Annotated in this window: 16 protein-coding genes and 1 tRNA gene; 4 read left to right on the top strand and 13 right to left on the bottom strand. The window is 68.5% G+C overall.

Annotated elements, in window-relative coordinates:
- Nucleotides 1-2: 2 nt before the first annotated feature.
- The 7 genes from deoC to FZN60_RS01535 are packed head-to-tail and all read right to left on the bottom strand — an operon-like array spanning nt 3 to nt 6,077.
- Nucleotides 3-782, bottom strand: a complete 780-nt coding sequence (gene deoC, locus FZN60_RS01565) for a deoxyribose-phosphate aldolase (RefSeq protein ID WP_158870327.1) — start codon at nt 780-782, stop codon at nt 3-5.
- Complete coding sequence (locus FZN60_RS01560) at nt 779-1,582, bottom strand: purine-nucleoside phosphorylase (protein ID WP_158870325.1); 804 nt, start codon at nt 1,580-1,582, stop codon at nt 779-781. The genes deoC and FZN60_RS01560 overlap by 4 nt, the downstream gene beginning before the upstream one ends.
- Nucleotides 1,579-1,980, bottom strand: coding sequence for a cytidine deaminase (locus tag FZN60_RS01555; protein ID WP_158870323.1), 402 nt, complete (start codon nt 1,978-1,980; stop codon nt 1,579-1,581). Before FZN60_RS01555 ends, FZN60_RS01560 begins: the two co-directional genes overlap by 4 nt.
- Nucleotides 1,980-2,948, bottom strand: a complete 969-nt coding sequence (locus FZN60_RS01550) for an ABC transporter permease (protein WP_158870321.1) — start codon at nt 2,946-2,948, stop codon at nt 1,980-1,982. Before FZN60_RS01550 ends, FZN60_RS01555 begins: the two co-directional genes overlap by 1 nt.
- A complete protein-coding gene (locus FZN60_RS01545) occupies nt 2,948-4,087 on the bottom strand; it encodes an ABC transporter permease (RefSeq protein WP_158870319.1) in 1,140 nt (379 codons plus the stop codon). The genes FZN60_RS01550 and FZN60_RS01545 overlap by 1 nt, the downstream gene beginning before the upstream one ends.
- Complete coding sequence (locus FZN60_RS01540) at nt 4,084-4,548, bottom strand: VOC family protein (RefSeq protein WP_158870317.1); 465 nt, start codon at nt 4,546-4,548, stop codon at nt 4,084-4,086. The genes FZN60_RS01545 and FZN60_RS01540 overlap by 4 nt, the downstream gene beginning before the upstream one ends.
- On the bottom strand, nt 4,545-6,077 hold the full coding sequence (locus tag FZN60_RS01535) for an ABC transporter ATP-binding protein (RefSeq protein WP_158870315.1): 1,533 nt from the start codon (nt 6,075-6,077) through the stop codon (nt 4,545-4,547). The genes FZN60_RS01540 and FZN60_RS01535 overlap by 4 nt, the downstream gene beginning before the upstream one ends.
- A 136-nt stretch (nt 6,078-6,213) precedes the next feature.
- Here FZN60_RS01535 and FZN60_RS01530 point away from each other — a divergent pair, with 136 nt between their 5' ends.
- Together FZN60_RS01530 and FZN60_RS01525 are read left to right on the top strand one after the other, a co-directional pair.
- On the top strand, nt 6,214-6,666 hold the full coding sequence (locus tag FZN60_RS01530; RefSeq protein ID WP_199266452.1) for an acyl-CoA thioesterase: 453 nt from the start codon (nt 6,214-6,216) through the stop codon (nt 6,664-6,666).
- Nucleotides 6,663-6,878, top strand: a complete 216-nt coding sequence (locus FZN60_RS01525) for a SlyX family protein (protein ID WP_158870313.1) — start codon at nt 6,663-6,665, stop codon at nt 6,876-6,878. Before FZN60_RS01530 ends, FZN60_RS01525 begins: the two co-directional genes overlap by 4 nt.
- A gap of 199 nt (nt 6,879-7,077) precedes the next feature.
- On the opposite strand, the gene FZN60_RS01520 is transcribed toward FZN60_RS01525, so the two are convergent.
- The 4 genes from FZN60_RS01520 to FZN60_RS01505 form a co-directional block, all read right to left on the bottom strand.
- On the bottom strand, nt 7,078-8,016 hold the full coding sequence (locus FZN60_RS01520; RefSeq protein WP_158870311.1) for a nucleoside hydrolase: 939 nt from the start codon (nt 8,014-8,016) through the stop codon (nt 7,078-7,080).
- Between the two features lie 117 nt (nt 8,017-8,133).
- Entirely contained in the window at nt 8,134-9,216 is a 1,083-nt protein-coding gene (locus tag FZN60_RS01515) for a BMP family lipoprotein (protein WP_158870308.1), read from the bottom strand.
- 209 nt (nt 9,217-9,425) lie between these two features.
- Nucleotides 9,426-10,103 (bottom strand): peptide-methionine (S)-S-oxide reductase MsrA, encoded by a 678-nt coding sequence (gene msrA, locus FZN60_RS01510; protein ID WP_199266451.1) that lies wholly within the window; start codon nt 10,101-10,103, stop codon nt 9,426-9,428.
- 47 nt (nt 10,104-10,150) lie between these two features.
- Complete coding sequence (locus tag FZN60_RS01505) at nt 10,151-10,447, bottom strand: PetM family of cytochrome b6f complex subunit 7 (RefSeq protein ID WP_158870306.1); 297 nt, start codon at nt 10,445-10,447, stop codon at nt 10,151-10,153.
- Nucleotides 10,448-10,854: 407 nt separating this feature from the next.
- On the opposite strand from FZN60_RS01505, the gene FZN60_RS01500 reads away from it, so the two are divergent.
- Nucleotides 10,855-10,944, top strand: a tRNA-Ser gene (locus tag FZN60_RS01500).
- A 593-nt stretch (nt 10,945-11,537) separates the two neighbouring features.
- Here FZN60_RS01500 and FZN60_RS01495 read toward each other — a convergent pair.
- Nucleotides 11,538-12,392: an outer membrane protein gene (locus FZN60_RS01495; protein ID WP_158870304.1), complete on the bottom strand. Its 855-nt coding sequence runs from the start codon at nt 12,390-12,392 to the stop codon at nt 11,538-11,540.
- A 683-nt stretch (nt 12,393-13,075) separates the two neighbouring features.
- Between FZN60_RS01495 and FZN60_RS01490 the strand changes: the two genes are divergently transcribed.
- Complete coding sequence (locus FZN60_RS01490) at nt 13,076-14,101, top strand: class I SAM-dependent methyltransferase (protein WP_246726519.1); 1,026 nt, start codon at nt 13,076-13,078, stop codon at nt 14,099-14,101.
- Between the two features lie 57 nt (nt 14,102-14,158).
- Here the strand turns inward: FZN60_RS01490 and FZN60_RS01485 are convergent, their stop codons facing one another.
- Nucleotides 14,159-15,709 (bottom strand): methyltransferase regulatory domain-containing protein, encoded by a 1,551-nt coding sequence (locus FZN60_RS01485; RefSeq protein ID WP_158870302.1) that lies wholly within the window; start codon nt 15,707-15,709, stop codon nt 14,159-14,161.
- Between the last annotated feature and the right edge of the window lie 152 nt (nt 15,710-15,861).

Genomic DNA, 15,861 nt, shown 5'->3' with positions numbered 1-15,861 from the left:
CCTCAGTAGCCGGCGGTCGGCAGCTCGCGCGGGCCGGCGCCCGCAACCGCCAGGAGATCGTCGAGAACGCCGGACGCGCCGAGGCGGAAGGTTTCCGGCCCCGCCCAGTCCGGGCCCATGACCTCGTTGGCGAGGCGGTGATAGGCGGCAGCGTCCTCGAAGCTCTTGATGCCGCCCGATGGCTTCACGCCGGCCGCCCAGCCGGTGCGGCGGACGGTCTCGAGGAGAATGCGGGCGGTGTCGAGCGTCGCGCTCGTCGCGGTCTTGCCGGTGGAGGTCTTGAGGAAGTCGGCGCCGCCCGCGAGCGCCGCCTCGCCGGCCGCGGCGATCAGGGCGGGGTCGCGCATCTCGCCCGTCTCCAGGATCGCCTTCAGCGTCCGGCCGCCGGCCGCTTCCTTCACGCGCTGCACCTGCAGGCGGACGAAGTCCGGCCCACCGCCCTCGTGGCGCAGGAAGGTGGGATAGCTGACGACGAGGTCGATCTCGTCCGCCCCGTCGGCTGCGGCCTGCTCCGCCTCGCGGCAGGTCGCCTCGACGTCCTCGCCGCCATGCGGGAAGTTCACCACCGTCGCGAGCCGGATGCCGAGCGGCAGGCGCGGCCGGGCATGCGCGACGAAGCGCGGCCAGATGCAGATGGCCGCGACCGGGCCGTCCGGCGTTTCCGCCCGCTCGATCAGCCGGTCGACATCGGCCTCGGCGCACGTGTCGTTGAGGTTCGTCAGGTCGAGGCAGGAAATCAGCAGCCGCGCCTCGGCGGCCGCGTCGTGGACGGGTTCCATCATGGGTGCTCGATCTCCGGCAGGAGGGCGGAGAGCACGCGCGCCAGCCGCGCGCCGCCCTTCGGCGCCATCTCCTTGGTCTCGTCGTGGGACAGCTCGGCCCCGGTCATGCCGGCACCGTAATTCGTGACGACCGAAGCGGCCAGCACGCGCAGGCCGAAGAAGCGCGCGAGGATGGCCTCGGGCACCGTCGACATGCCGACCGCGTCGGCGCCGAGCACCCGCGCCATGCGGATCTCGGCCGGCGTTTCGAAGGACGGACCGGAGAACCACATGTAGACGCCGGCATGAACGGACACGCCGATGAAGTCCGCCGCCGCCCGGAAGGCGGCGCGAAGGTCCGGATCATAGGCCGCCGTCAGGCCGACAAAGCGCCCGTCGCTCGGCTCGCCGATCAGGGGGTTCGCGCCGGAAAAGGCGATGTGGTCCTCGATCAGCATGACCGAGCCTGGCCCCATCTCTTCGCGCAGCGATCCCGCGGCGTTGGTCAGCACCAGCACCTCGATGCCGATCGCGGCCAGCGCCTCGATCGCCGGGCGCATGGCCGCGGCGTCGCCCCGCTCGTAGAAGTGGACGCGCCCGGACAGGACGAGCACCTCGATGCCCGCGAGGCGCCCGGCGATCAGCGTGCCGGAATGGCCGGACACGGCCGAGACGGGAAAGCCGGGAATGTCGGCGAAGGGGATGCGGAGCGCGTCCTCCACGCTGTCCCCGAGCGGCCCCAGGCCGGAGCCGAGGATCATCGCGATTCGCGGGCGCCGATCGCGAAGCCGCGAGCGAAGTGCCTCGGCAGCCGGGCTCACGACACCGCGTCCTTCGGGAAGGCTTTGGGCAGAAGCTCCTCCAGCCGCACCGTCTCGATCACGCCCTCGACCGCGTCGCAGAGGTGGACCAGCGTGTCCGGCCGGCCGAACTCGGCGAGGCGCTGGCGGCAGCCGCCGCAAGGCGTGCAGGCGCGCATCTTCTCCGCGACGACGGCGACCTCGGCGATCCGGGTCTCGCCGGCCATGACCATGTGGGCGATGGCCGAGGTCTCGGCGCACCAGCCTTCGGGAAAGCTCACCACCTCGATGTTGGCGCCGGAGAAGACGCGGCCTTCGGGGGTGAGGATCGCGGCGCCGACGGGAAAGCGCGAATAGGGCGCGTGGGCGCGCGCCATGGCGGTCCTCGCCCGGTCGAAGAGGTCTGCGGGCTTGGTCATCACCGCTCCTTCACGTAGGGGACGCCCCCGGCCTTCGGCGGTACGGCCTTGCCGACGAAGCCGGCGAGGAGGACGACGGTCAGGATGTAGGGCAGCGCCTGGACGAATTGCTGCGAGACGACGCCGACGACGGGCAGCGACAGGCCCTGGATTCGGATGGAGAAGGCGTCGAGGAAGCCGAAGAGCAGGCAGGCGAAGAGCACCGGCACCGGCTTCCACTTGGCGAAGATGAGGGCGGCGAGCGCGATGTAGCCCTTGCCCGCCGTCATGTCGCGGTTGAAGCCGGCGGCCTGGGCGACCGACATGTAGGTGCCGGCGAAGCCCGTCAGAACGCCGCAGATGATGACCGCGCGGTAGCGCAGCCAGGTCACCGAAATGCCGGCGGTGTCGACCGCAGCGGGGTTCTCGCCGACGGCGCGCAGGCGCAGGCCGAAGCGCGTGCGGAACAGCACGAACCAGGTCAGCGGCACGGCGAGGAAGGCGAGGTAGACGAGAAGGTTCTGACCGGAGATGACCTGCGCGTAGATCGGCCCGATCACCGGCACGCCGGACAGCGCCTCCGCCCCCGGCAGCGCGATGTCGCCGAAGCGCTGGCCGGGCGAGAGCGGCGGGGTGCGCCCGCCTTGCCCGAACCAGGCGCTGCCGAGGATGATCGTCAGGCCCGCCGCGATGAAGTTCAGGGCGACGCCCGAGACGATCTGGTTGCCGCGATAGGTGATCGAGGCGAGGCCGTGGACGAGCGAGAAGGCGACGGCGACGAGGACGCCGGCGAAGAGGCCGAGAAGCGGCGAGGCCCAGACCGCGGCGACGGAGGCCGAGGCGAAGGCGGCCGCCAGCATCTTGCCTTCCAGGCTGATGTCGAAGACGCCGGCCCGCTCGGAGTAGAGGCCGGCGAGCGCCGCGAAGAGGAGCGGCGTTGCCAGCCGGATCGTCGCTTCGAGGACGTTGAGGGTGGTCGCGAAGTCCATCAGCGGCCGAGCTCCCCTTGCACGGTCTTCGCCGAGGGGCGGAAGCGCACGAACTGGAAGGCGGCGCCGACGCCGGGGCGGATCATGTTCTCGAGCGCGCCCGCGAAGAGGATCACGAGGCCCTGGATGATGACGATCATGTCTCGGCTGATCGCCGGCATGTCGAAGGCGAGCTCGGCGCCACCCTGGTAGAGGACGCCGAAGAGAAGGGCTGCCGGCAGGATGCCGGCGGGGTGGCCGCGGCCCATCAGCGCCACCGCGATGCCGACGAAGCCGGCGCCGGCGGGGAACTCGATCTGCAGGCGGTACTGGTCGCCCATGACCGGGTTCAGCGCCATCATGCCGGCGAGCCCGCCGGAGATCAGCATGGTGACGACCACGAGCCGCGTCTGGCTCATGCCGGCATAGAGCGCGGCCTTCGGGGAGAAGCCGAGCGTGCGGATCTCGTAGCCGAGGCGGGTGCGCCAGATCAGCACCCAGACGGCGAAGGCGGCGGCGAGCGCGACGAAGAAGGAGACGTTCAGCGGCGCGCCGCCGAGGTCGAGGCCGAGCAGCGCGAAGAAGCCCTCGAGCTTCGGCAGCTGGCCGCCCTCCGTGAAGACGCGGCTTTCCGGCGCCATGGAGCCGACCGGGCGCAGGCGCTCGACGATGAGGTAGACCATGAGCGCGGCGGCGATGAAGTTGAACATGATCGTCGTGATGACGACGTGGCTTCCGCGCTTGGCCTGGAGAACGGCGGGGATCAGCGCCCAGGCCGCGCCGAAGGCGGCGGAGGCGAGAACCGCGAGCGGCAGGTTCACCCACCAGGGGAAGGTGCCGTCGAGGTTGAGCGCGACGAGCGCGACGCCGAGGCCGCCGAGATAGGCCTGCCCCTCCCCGCCGATGTTGAAGAGGCCGCCGTGGAAGGCGACTGCGACGGCGAGCCCGGTGAAGATGAAGTTCGTCGCGTAGTAGAGCGTGAAGCCGAAGCCCTCGCCGTAGCCGAAGGCGCCGCGCAGCATCAGCTGCGCCGCCTCGATCGGGCTCTCGCCGACGGCCAGCACCACGAGACCCGCGACGAGGAAGGCGACGACGACGTTGACGAGCGGGATCAGACCGTAGTCGATCCAGCCGGGCAGCTTGGCATAGGGTCGGCTCATGCCGGCTCCTCGGAAGGCTCGGGAGGGGTGAAGAGATCGAGATGCCCCGACGCGTCGAAGGCGAAGAACGGGTTGTGGGCGAGTTCCCACAGGTGCCCGTCGGGATCGGCGAAGTAGCCGGAATATCCGCCCCAGGCGGCTGGCTCCGGCGGCTTCGTCGCGCGGGCGCCGGCCTGGAGCGCCGCGGCGAAGAGCCGGTCGACGTCGGCGCGCGAGGCGAGGTTGATCGCGAGCGCGATGCCGCGGAAGGCGGGCAGCGGCGCGAAGTCGAGCCCCGCGTCCTTCGCGAGGTCGGTCACGCCGAACAGCGAGAGCGCGATCCCCTCCCCTTGCAGGAAGACGACGCCCTCGGCCTCGATCGGTGCGCGGCGCCAGCCGAGCGCCTCGTAGAAGCGGGCCGAGCGTGCCAGGTCGGCGACGCCGAGCGTGACGAGCGAGAGGCGCGCGTCGGGAAGCCTCATTCGGCTGCGTCCCGGCTCTCGACGCCGGCCATCAGGAGGCCGATCTCGCCCTCGGACGCGTCGGGCGAGCGCTCGCCGACGATGCGGCCGTCGAACATCACGAGGATGCGGTCGGCGAGGCCACGGATCTCGTCGAGCTCGACGGAGACGAGGAGGATGGCGCGGCCCTCGTCGCGCATGGCGACGATGCGGCGGTGGATGAACTCGATGGCGCCGACATCGACGCCGCGCGTCGGCTGGCCGATGAGCAGCACCTTGGGCCCGCGCTCCATCTCGCGGGCGAGCACGATCTTCTGCTGGTTGCCGCCGGAAAAGTTGGCGGTTCTCAGCTCGCTGTTGGGCGGGCGGATGTCGTAGGCGCCGATCTTGGCTTCGGCATCGCGCCGCATGGCGGACAGGTCGAGAAAGGGTCCCTTGGCGTAGGATCGATCGCGGTGATAGCCGAGAATGGCGTTCTCGGCCTCCCGGAAGGGCAGGACGAGCCCCATGCCGTGCCGGTCCTCCGGTACATGGGCGAGGCCTGCGGCGCGCATGCCGGCCGGATCGATGCCGCCGCAGGGATCGAGGCGCTGGCCCAGAAGCTCGATCGTGCCGGACTTCGCCGGCCGGATCCCGGCCAGCGCTTCGAGAAGCTCCGACTGCCCGTTGCCCGCGACGCCGGCGATGCCGACGATCTCGCCGGCGCGCACCTCGAAGGACACGTCCTTCACCATCGGCACGCCGCGCGAATCGTGGACGGTGAGGTTCGAGACCTTCAGCGCCGGCGCGGCCGGTTTCGCCTCGGCCTTGTCGACGCGCAGAAGCACCCGTCGCCCGACCATCAGCTCGGCGAGCTCGCCGGCACTGGTCTCGGCGGTCCGCTTCGTCGCCACGATCTCGCCGCGCCGCATGACGGAGACCGCGTCGGTGACGGCCAGGATCTCGCGCAGCTTGTGGGTGATGAGGACGATGGTCTTTCCTTCCGCCTTCAGCTGGCGGAGGACGCCGAAGAGCTGGTCGGCCTCGGCGGGCGTGAGGACGCCCGTCGGCTCGTCGAGGATCAGGATCTCGGCGCCGCGATACAGCGCCTTCAGGATCTCGACGCGCTGTTGGAGACCGACGGGCAGGTCCTCGATCACCGCGTCCGGATCGATCTCCAGCCCGTGCTCGCGCTCCAGTCGCAGGAGCTCGGCCCGCACGCGGCGGATGCCGGCATTGAGGAGGCCCGACTGCTCGGCGCCGAGCATGACGTTCTCGGTGACGGTGAAGTTCTCGACCAGCATGAAGTGCTGGTGCACCATGCCGATGCCGTGGGCGATCGCGGCGTTGGAATCCGGGATCGACACAGGCTCGCCCTTCACCCGGATCTCGCCCGCGTCGGCCTGGTAGAAGCCGTAGATGATCGACATCAGCGTCGATTTGCCGGCGCCGTTCTCGCCGACGATACCGTGGATGGTGCCGGCCTCGACGGTGAGGTTGATGTCGCGGTTGGCCTGGACCGGGCCGAAGCTCTTCGAGATGCCGATCAGTTCGATCGCCGGTACCGCCATTCGCCTGCCTTTGACGTAAAACGCCGAAAATTTCGCGGCACGATAGTGCAGATCGGGCCGCACGCGCCAGCCTTCCCGTCGCCGCAAGGCCGTGGAAAGCTCGGGAAACCGACGATCGGCCGCAGGATGCAAGCCCTTGGATCAGCCCTCCCCCGCCTCGCGCCCGCCGCCCGGCCGGCGCGCCGACTATCGCCTGTTCCGCAGCTTCCAGACGCGCTGGCACGACAACGACGTCTACGGGCACATGAACAACGCGGTCCACTACACCCTGTTCGATTCGGCGGTGAACGCCTTCCTCGTCGAGGCGGGACTGCTCGACATCGGACACGGCGAGCGGATCGGGCTGGTGGTCGAGTCCGGCTGCCGCTACCATGCCGAGATCGCATTTCCCGATCCCGTGGCGGCGGGCCTGCGCGTCGGCCGGATCGGGCGCAGCGCTGTCACCTACGAGATCGGGCTCTTCGCGGGCGAGTCGGACGTGGCAGCGGCGGAAGGCTTCTTCGTCCACGTCACCGTGGATCGCCGGACGCGGCGCCCGGCGGCACTGCCGGAAGCGTTCCGGCTGGAACTCGAAAGGATCGTGCAATGAGCGAAACGTTCGATGCGCGTGGGCGGGTCGAGGACCTCGAAGTGCTCGTCGCCCACCAGGCGCGCGAGATCGAGGAACTGTCGACCGAGCTGAAGAAGGCGTTCGACGCGATCACCATCCTCCAGCGCCAGTGCCGGCACCTGACCGAGCGCTTCCAGGCCGTCGAGGATGCGCTGCCCAAGCCTGAGGCGACGAAGCCGCCGCATTATTGAAGGCGCGGCACGCCCGCCTGTCCGCGCAGACGCCATCGGAAGAGGCGCAGATCCTCTCGCTCGCTTCCGGGAGAGGGGATCTGCGCCAAGCGATCAAGCAAGAAACCTGATTGGCTGCGCCACCACCCTCATCCGCCTGCCGGCACCTTCTCCCGCCAGCGGGAGAAGGGAGAAGCTTCGCCGCCGTGCCCTTATCTCGTCACGGCAGCCGCGCGATGCGCTCCAGGAGCAGGGCGTAGAAAGCCTCCGCGTCGCCGCTGCGCACGTAGAAGGCGTTCTTCGGGCGGTCCGTCACGCCCCAATAATCCGCCACCGTCATGCCGCGGGTCAGTTCGCTCGCCAGCTCGATCTCGACGTTGATCTGCCGGCCCTCGAAGATCTCGGGCTTGAGAAGGAAGGCCGTCACGCAGGGGTCGTGGAGCGGCGCGCCGTCCCAGCCGTACTTCTTGAGGTCGAAGCTCTCGGAGAAGGACAGCATCTGCGCGACCGCTGTGCCCGCCTTGTTGCCGAGGCCGCGCAAGGCCTCGATGCGCGCCGGCGTCGAGCGCATCGCGTGCGTGACGTCGAGCGGCAGGACCGTAAGCGGCACGCCCGCGCCGAAGACGATGGCCGCGGCCTCGGGATCGACGAAGATGTTGAACTCGGCCGCCGGCGTGATGTTGCCGACCTCGAAATAGGCCCCGCCCATGAGGACGATGCCCTCCAGCCGCTCCGCGATGTCCGGAGCCTTCACCAGCGCCATCGCGACGTTGGTCAGCGGCCCGAGTGCCAGGATGGTGACCGTCTTCTCGGGCTGCGCGCGGATCGTCTCGATCAGGAAATCGATGCCGTGCGCCGCGCCGGCCTTCGTCGTCACCTCCGGCCAGTCCGGCCCGTCGAGACCGGTCGGGCCGTGGACGTGCTCGGCCGTCACCAGCTGGCGCCGCATCGGCCGGTCGCAGCCGGCATGGACGGGCACGTCGCTGCGCCCGGCCAGTTCGACGAGGCGCAAGGCGTTGCGCGTCGTGTGGTGGAGCGGGATGTTGCCGGCCACCGTCACGATGCCGAGGACGTCGAGTTCCGGGCTCGCGAGCGCGGCGAGGATCGCGACGGCGTCGTCCTGGCCGGGATCGGTGTCGAAGATCACGCGTCTGGCCATGGTCGGCACTCCTCATTCACTTGGCGTCGCCCAGCGCGATAGCACCGACGTCGCATCAACGAAAAGGGCGCGCGGCGTGTACCACCGCGCGCCCTCCTCGCGTTCAGCGCCGCCCGATCAATAGGGGCAGGTGTTGTCGGTGTTGTAGTTGTGGATCTGCAGCTCGCCGGAGATGATCCGGGCCTTCGCGGCCTCGACGGCCTCAATCATCTCGGGGGTCAGGAGGTCCTTGTTGTTGTCGTCGACCGCGTAGCCGACGCCGTCCTCCTTGAGGCCGAGCGTCTGCGTTCCGGTCGTGAAGCTATTTTTAGCAGCTTCCATCATATCAGCCGCATTCGGAGAGTTCTGCTGAGCCGCAGCCTCGGCTGCTTCCGTCAAGGCGGCGGCTTCCGCCGCGTCCTTGAGGGCTGCGTAGACGGCGTTGTCGACGCGCTTGACCATCGACGTCAGCACGCTGCCGGGATGCAGCATGTTCTGGTTCGAATCGACGCCGATCGAGAACTTGCTGTTGTCGGCGGCCGTCTGGAGAACGCCGAGGCCGGTCGCGCCGGCCGCCGCGAAGATCACGTCGGCGCCCTGGTCGATCTGGGCCTTGGTCAGCTCGCCGCCGCGCACCGGGTCGTTCCAGGCCGCGCCCGTCGTGCCCGTCATGTTCTCCAGGAACTTGGCGTCGGGCTTGGCCGCGAGCACGCCGCCCTTGTAGCCGCAGGCGAAGTTGCGGATCAGCGGGATGTCCATGCCGCCGACGAAGCCGACCGTGCCCGACTGCGATTTCAGCGCCGCCAGCATGCCGACGAGGTAGGAGCCCTCCTCCTCCTTGAAGAGGACGGAGCGCACGTTCGGCTGCTCGACGACCGTGTCGATGACCATGAACTTCAGGTCGGGGAACTCGGCGGCGACGGCGTTCATCGCGGTCTGCTGGGCAAAGCCGACGGCGATGATCGGCGAGCGGCCGTCGCGCGCGAAGCGGCGCAGCACCTGCTCGCGCTGGGCGTCGGATGTGATCTCGAACTCGCGGTACTCGGTGCCCGTCTCGGACTTGAAGCGTTCGGCACCATTGAAGGCGGCCTCGTTGAACGACTTGTCGAACTTGCCGCCGATGTCGAAGATCACGGCGGGGTTGATCTCCGCGGCGCCCGCGCCCGCGCCCGACAGGCCGAGGACGGTGGCGGCCAGGAGTCCGGCCAGGAACTGTTTCATGAAGGTCATCCCGAATGGTTGCCGTGTCGCCGCGCCGCGCCCGGCTCCGCCGGCCGGAACGGCGCGGAACCGGGACGCACCGGCCGGGCCGGAGATTGCATGGCGCCCGCGCGAAATCCAAGCGGATTCGCCAGCATGATGAAAAAACGGGCGGAGCCCTCGCCCCGCCCCTCCGGCCCGCTCCGATGCGATCCGTGCCGGACCTCGCCCTACTCCGCCGCGGCGCCGACGCCGAGCCCGATCGGGCAGGACACGCCCGTGCCGCCGACGCCGCAATACCCGTTCGGGTTCTTGGCGAGGTACTGTTGGTGGTAGTCCTCGGCGAAGAAGAACTCCGGTGCCTCGCGGATCTCCGTCGTGATGGCGGACTTGTGGCCGGCGCGCGCCAGCGCCTCGCCGTAGGCCGCCTTGGTCCGCTCGGCCGCTTCGCGCTGGGCCGGCGAGGTGACGTAGATGCCCGACCGATACTGCGTGCCCATGTCGTTGCCCTGGCGCATGCCCTGCGTCGGGTCGTGGCCTTCCCAGAAGGTCTTGAGCAGCGCCTCGTAGCTCGTCTCGGTCGGGTCGAAGGCGACGAGCACCACCTCGTTGTGCCCGGTCTGGCCGGAGCAGACCTCCCCGTAGGTCGGGTTCGGCGTCACGCCCGCGGCGTAGCCGACCGCCGTGCCCTTCACGCCCGGCAGCTTCCAGAACATGCGCTCGACGCCCCAGAAGCAGCCCATGCCGAACATGGCCGTCTCAAGGCTCGGATCGGCGAAGGGCGCCTTGAGATCCGCGCCGGTGACGAAGTGGGTCGCGGCGGTCGGCAGGGCTTCGGAGCGGCCGGGCAGCGCCTCCTCGACGGTCGGGAGCTTCATCTTCTTGGAAAACATATCGAGAATGAACATGGATCGTAGGCCTTCTGATGGAATGGTCGGGGCTCCCGTGGCGCCGCTCAGCGCACGACGCGCATCTCGTCGCGTCGCCGGCGGCTGCGGCCGAGGAGCAGGAACACGAGGGCGGCGGCGAAGAACACGAGCGCGGCGGGCAGCGGGCCGATCACGGCGAGAAGCGGTGCGAGCGCGCCTCCGGCGGCATCCTCGGCGCTGACGCCGAGAACGGCCAGCGCCTGGGTCAGCGAGGTGGTGGCGACGACGTCGTCGGCGATGGTGCGGGCAATGTCGCCGACCGCGTAGACCACGGCAACCGCGAGAAGAAGGTTGCCGAGCACCCGAGCGATGAACCGGAGCATGGATGTGACGCCTTTCGAACCCTTGGCACAGGTCTCCCGGCGGCGGCATCGCGCCGCCCTTCCACCCAAGCCCCTATCCCGAACCAATATGGGAAGAACGCCTCTCGTTTGAAAGGCATGGGTTTTCTCTCCTCCACTCAGCCCCATGGCGGCTCTTTCCGGGCCGGACCGCGCCGTGGCGCCGGCATCGGGAAAAACGGTGCTTGCGCGGCCGCGCGATCTCGTTGTAAGTCCCCGCCGTCCGACCGGCATGGTTCGGCGCTCCGCTTCGGAGCGCCCGTCAAGGCCGGCGGGACCTTCCGGTCAAACGCCGCTCTTCCGCTTGTTCCGGCGGTCGGCCGCGGTCAGGACGGCGCGCCCTCAACGGCGCCTGCGCCGTACCCGGAGGCGTCCCGAAAAAGGACATGGGTGAGGTGGCCGAGTGGTTGAAGGCGCACGCCTGGAACGCGTGTATACGGGAAACCGTATCGAGGGTTCGAATCCCTCTCTCACCGCCATCCAGCCCCGACAAATTTCTGTTATTGCTGAGTAATCAGCGTTGAGATCGCTTCGGCACGCGGATGAGGTCCGCGATGCAGAGACATCGCATCGGCGGTGGAACCCTGCCTGCGTCCCGCGGATGCGAGCGGTCGACCGATCGGCGACGAGGACGCGCGCCGCATGGTCGTGAAGACGTTCGGGATCTCGGCGCCTGCGGTCACCAAGTCCCTACGGCGCAATGCCGAGCGTATCGGACCCATGCCGCTCACAGGTTCTTCGAGCCCGAGGTGCCCGACCACGCCACGCCGGACGCAGACGCTGCGTTCGACAAAGGACAGAAGTCGCGCAGGATCACGCTGCGACGTCCTACACCTTTGGAACACCTCGACATTCCGGAACAATCGTCGGAGTGCCAGCCATCTCTCGAGTCCAGGGCGTCGCCAGCGCATCCCAGCGGCAGCTCGGCAGGAGGTCCCGCAATTGGAAATCCAGCACCGTGCGGCGCAGCCGTGTCTGCGCCATCGCGGCTTTGAAGTAGGGAGATAAAAATGAGCCCCGCCGGCGGCAATCCGGCGGGGCATGGTTGGCCTTCGATCGATCGAAGCCCCGGTCAGTTGAAGCGGTAGGAGAGCTTCGCCGTCACGGTGTGGAAGTCGAAGTCGTCATCCGATTCGAAGTCCGTGAATTCGCCCGTGGTGCCGCCGCCATTGGTCGCGCTGCCGTCGAACGGGCCGCCGTCGAGGCGCGTCGAGGAGTTGCTGCTGCCAAGGTTGGTGTAGAGGTACTCGGCGCCGAAGGACACGTTGTCCGTCAGCAGGACCTCGAGGCCGCCGCCGACCGTATAGCCCCACTCGTCCTCGTCCTCGGAGACCGATGCCGGGCGCGCTGTCGCCAGCGAGCGGCCGTTGCCGCTCACGGCCGGCGAATCGGTCGAGAAGCGGTAGTCGATCTCGCCGTAGGCGACGCCGCCCGTCGCGTAGGCCAGGGCGCGGTCCGTGACCATCACGCCGCCGCGGAGGCGGGCCGTGGCCAGATAGTCGAGGCTGCGCTCGGCGGTGTAGAAGGCCGGCGTGTTGGAGAACGCGTTCTGCTTGATCGAGATGTCGGTCGCGTTGATGTCGGCCACGGCGCCGATCACGAAGTTCTCGATCTGATAATCGTAGCCGACGTGAACGCCGCCGATGAAGCTCGAGTCGAACTCGGAGGAGAAGCTGTCGCCGAAGGCGTCGGCAGCCCCGCCGGCGGGCACGGTCGGGCCGAAGCTCGGATTGACCCGGAGGTTGTCCGGGTCGTCCGGATTGAAGGCGCCGCCGCCCTGGACGCCGATGTAGAGACCCGTGAAGCCCACGGGCATCGCCAGATCGACGGGCACGGGCGCCGGGTCGGCGACCATGATCATGTCGGCGGCGAAGGTCGGGGCGGCGAAGGAGGTTGCGAGGAGGAGAGCCAGCGTGATGCGCGTCATAGGTGATCCCTCGGGAAAGAGCCGTACTCAACGCGAGGTCGAGGCGAACCGCTGCTTGCGCGGCTGCCGCCTATTTCTCGTTGAAAATAAGTCTGGCTGATGTTTCGGAATGTGCAACGGGTGCGCGCACCGCTGTGCGACAGGTGTGCCCGTAAAAGCACATGGATCGCGGTGCCGAACGCCCTTGTCGCCAGCCGTTTGGCCGCCCGACGGGCGGGATCACGATTTCGTGCCAGGGATGTGCGGGCGCAAGCGGGCGGGCAGTGTGGGGCCGACGATGGGTCGGTGCCGGGCAAGGACTGCCTTCGACCACCGGGTGGTGACCGAGCTGCCGGTCGGGTCGTCAGGCAGGCGGCGCGCCGTCACCATCAGGCTGCGGACACCCTCCGGACGCGCGTCCCTGCGACAGTGCGAACGGAGCCGGCCGATCGGGACGACGGCGCGAATCTGCGCCACGCGAATGCCTGCAAGGATCCGTTCCGGGCCGCGGGTCGAGACGATCGCCGAGCCACGCCGAACCGGTAAGCGCGACGGATGCCTGCGACAGCATTCCGGTGGCGGCACGGGGCCGAAGGTTACTTGATCAACCGCAGATTATGCAGGCAAGGTGACTATCAGCAGCCACTGCAAGGCCGGCGGACGTCGTCCTCGCCGGGTTTCGGCGACCGACGATCAGGACACAAATGGCCATCGGCAAAGATCTCGCTCTGCGCATTCCCCGGCTGAAACGGGTGTGGGATGAACGGGTTCAAGCGATCGACCGCCAGGCCGCCCTGCAGGACGAGATCAGGAGCCTCAAGCAGGAGATCTCGATCGAGCACGGTCAATGGCGCCTCAGCCCGTTCGCGCATTACGATGCCGCCTTCGATCCGCTCGCGCTAATCCGCAAGTTCGAGAAGACCGATCGGTCCTCGCATCCGACCTACCTGACGAACTTCCTCGGCGTTCGCGTCGATCCCGACATGTTCGGCGGCATCCTGCCCGACGCGCACGGCGTCGTGGAGCCGCTGCCGATCCCGGCGAACTGGCACGCCGACATCGCCGAGTGGGGCGCGGCCCTGCTCGCGGTCGACGAGGCGCAGGGCGTCTTCCGGATGGTGGAGCTCGGATGCGGCTGGGCCTGCTGGCTCGTCAATCTCGGTTCCGCCGCCCGGGACCGGGGTCTGAGCGTGGATCTGATCGGCATCGAGGCCGACGGGCAGCATCTCTCGACCGCCTTCGCCACCATGGCGATCAACGGCTTCGGACCGGGCGACTTCCAGCTGACCCGCGGCGTCGCCGCGCCCTACAACGGGCAGGCCCTGTTCCCCAACATCGACAGACCCGCCGAGTTCTGGGACACGGCGCCGATCTTCAATCCGACCGACGACCAGATCCGCGCGGCCGGGGAAACCAAGAGCCACGACATTCTGCCGGCGGTCCCGCTGACGGATCTGTGCAGGGGCAAGCCGATCGACCTCCTGCACGTCGACATCCAGGGCGGCGAGGTCGACTTCGTCGAGCAGAACTTCGGTGAGATCCAGCGCTTCGTGAAGCGGCTGCTGATCGGCACCCATTCGCGCGCGATCGAGGGGCGCCTCATGCAGTTCCTGCAGGATGCGGGATGGGCCGTGGAGATGGACCGCCCTGCCCTCACCAGCATCCAGGACGGCCGCCCGATGGTCCGGGTGGACGGCGTCCACCTCTACCGCAACCGGCAGCTCGGCTGAGCGCGCCGCCGCCGAGCGCGGCGACGCTGCCCGCAGGGACGGGCGCCGCGGCGGCGCTCAGGCCACCTGGAGGCTTTTGAGCACCGGCAGGGTCTTCTCGGCGAAGGTGGAGGCGCGGGCGGCCAGCTCGGCGACGTTCTCTTCGGGCGTGGCGAGCGTCTTTCCGTCCTTCACCATCCGCTGACCGGCGGTGGACAGCGCCGTCCAGGCAAACTTCGCCCAGTCGTCAGGTTGCTTGGCGTTCTGCGAGATCGCCAGGAGGAAGAGCTGCTGAATGCGATCGACGGTGATGCCGCCGCCAGTCACCGGCGATGCAAGATAGGAGAGATCCGCATTGTCTCGAGCTCGCTCGCAGACGGCAGCGTTGAAGGCGCGGGTCGACTTGGCGCGCTTGCCCTCGTCCTTGGTCGGCAGGCAGGGCTGGACGTGACCGGCCCCGATGAGGACGGTCAGCGCCTCGATGATCCGGGCCGAGCCAAGGGCGTCAATCGCCTTGTCCGCGACGAGGGCCTGGAGCGTCTTTGGCCCGTCCGCCAGCGCCTCGATGATCGGGTTGTAAACGTCCGCTTGCAGGTTAGCGTCGCCTAGCGCTCCTCTCACGGTCAGCGTCACATCCGGACGAGGTGTCGAGAGGGCGAAGCGCTGGGCAAGCCAAGCCTCGCGGGCGATCCGCGGTGGCACCGGCAGCGGTCCCTTGACGAAGACGTCGCGGCGGAACTGCTGATTGAACATATAGTCCTTCAGCACCTCGCGCTGGGTGGGGTCCTGCGTTTCGGCCAGGATCGTGCGCTGCTCCTCCGTCAGGTTGATGCCATCGACGCCTTCAAGCAGCGCGGCGGAGCCGAGAAAGGTCAGCTTGGCTGCGGAAAGGTCTGCCGCAACGTCTGAGTGATAGAACAGCGACCAGGCGTCGTTGAAATACTCGTGTGCAAGGTAATTGCGCGGCTGCCCCTTGAGGCGCTCGAAGCGCTCTTTGAGGCCGGGATTGACGCGGAAGAAGGCAGCATTGGCGTTGATCAGCCGCTCGGCGAAGGCGAGCGCGGGTTCGAGGCGGCCACCGGTTGGGCCGCCAGTAGCCTTGCCGTGGAGATACATCAGTTGGCGGAGCGGGGCCGATCCCGACCAGCCGGGCAGCGCGTTATAGGACACGTAGACAAGACCACCGACCTTCAGCTTGCGGGCGATGAAATCGACGATGGCCTGTCGATTCTCCGCGCCCACCCAAGAATAGATGCCATGGAGGGCGATGACGTCGAACTCGACGGGCAGGCCGGGTTCGTTAGCAAAGGCGGCGAAGGGCGTGTCGAAGAAGCTGAGATTGGTGAGTCCAGCCTCAGCGGCGAGCGCACGCGCTCCCGCGACCTGGCTGGGGTTGAAGTCGGTAGCATAGAACTCAGCATGCGGGTTGGCCGCAGCGAGGACGTTCATCGATACGCCCTGCCCGCATCCCAGTTCGCAGAAGCGGAACGGCGTAGTTGCATCGAGGGAGGCCTGCCCGGCAGCGAGAGCGACGAAGGACAGCATTGTCGGCGTCAACTCGCGATAGAAGCCATGGGTGTAGCCGAGATCGGCGACGTAGCCCTGCGTCCAATCCGTTGCTAGGGCCATGCTCACTCTCTTGTTGTTGGAAGGGGGAACGGCCGAGGTCGCCGGGACCGTCAGGAGTTTTGACTAGCAAGGCGGCGCTCAAGCGGCAATCGTCAGGCCGGCTTCCGGCGCGATGCAGTGTTCTAAAAGCAAAAACGGCGGGAGACCTTTCG

The sequence above is a fragment of the Antarcticirhabdus aurantiaca genome (genome assembly GCF_009765365.1).
Taxonomy (GTDB): Bacteria; Pseudomonadota; Alphaproteobacteria; order Rhizobiales; family Rhizobiaceae; genus Antarcticirhabdus; species Antarcticirhabdus aurantiaca.
This window is presented reverse-complemented; position numbering and strand designations above follow the sequence as displayed.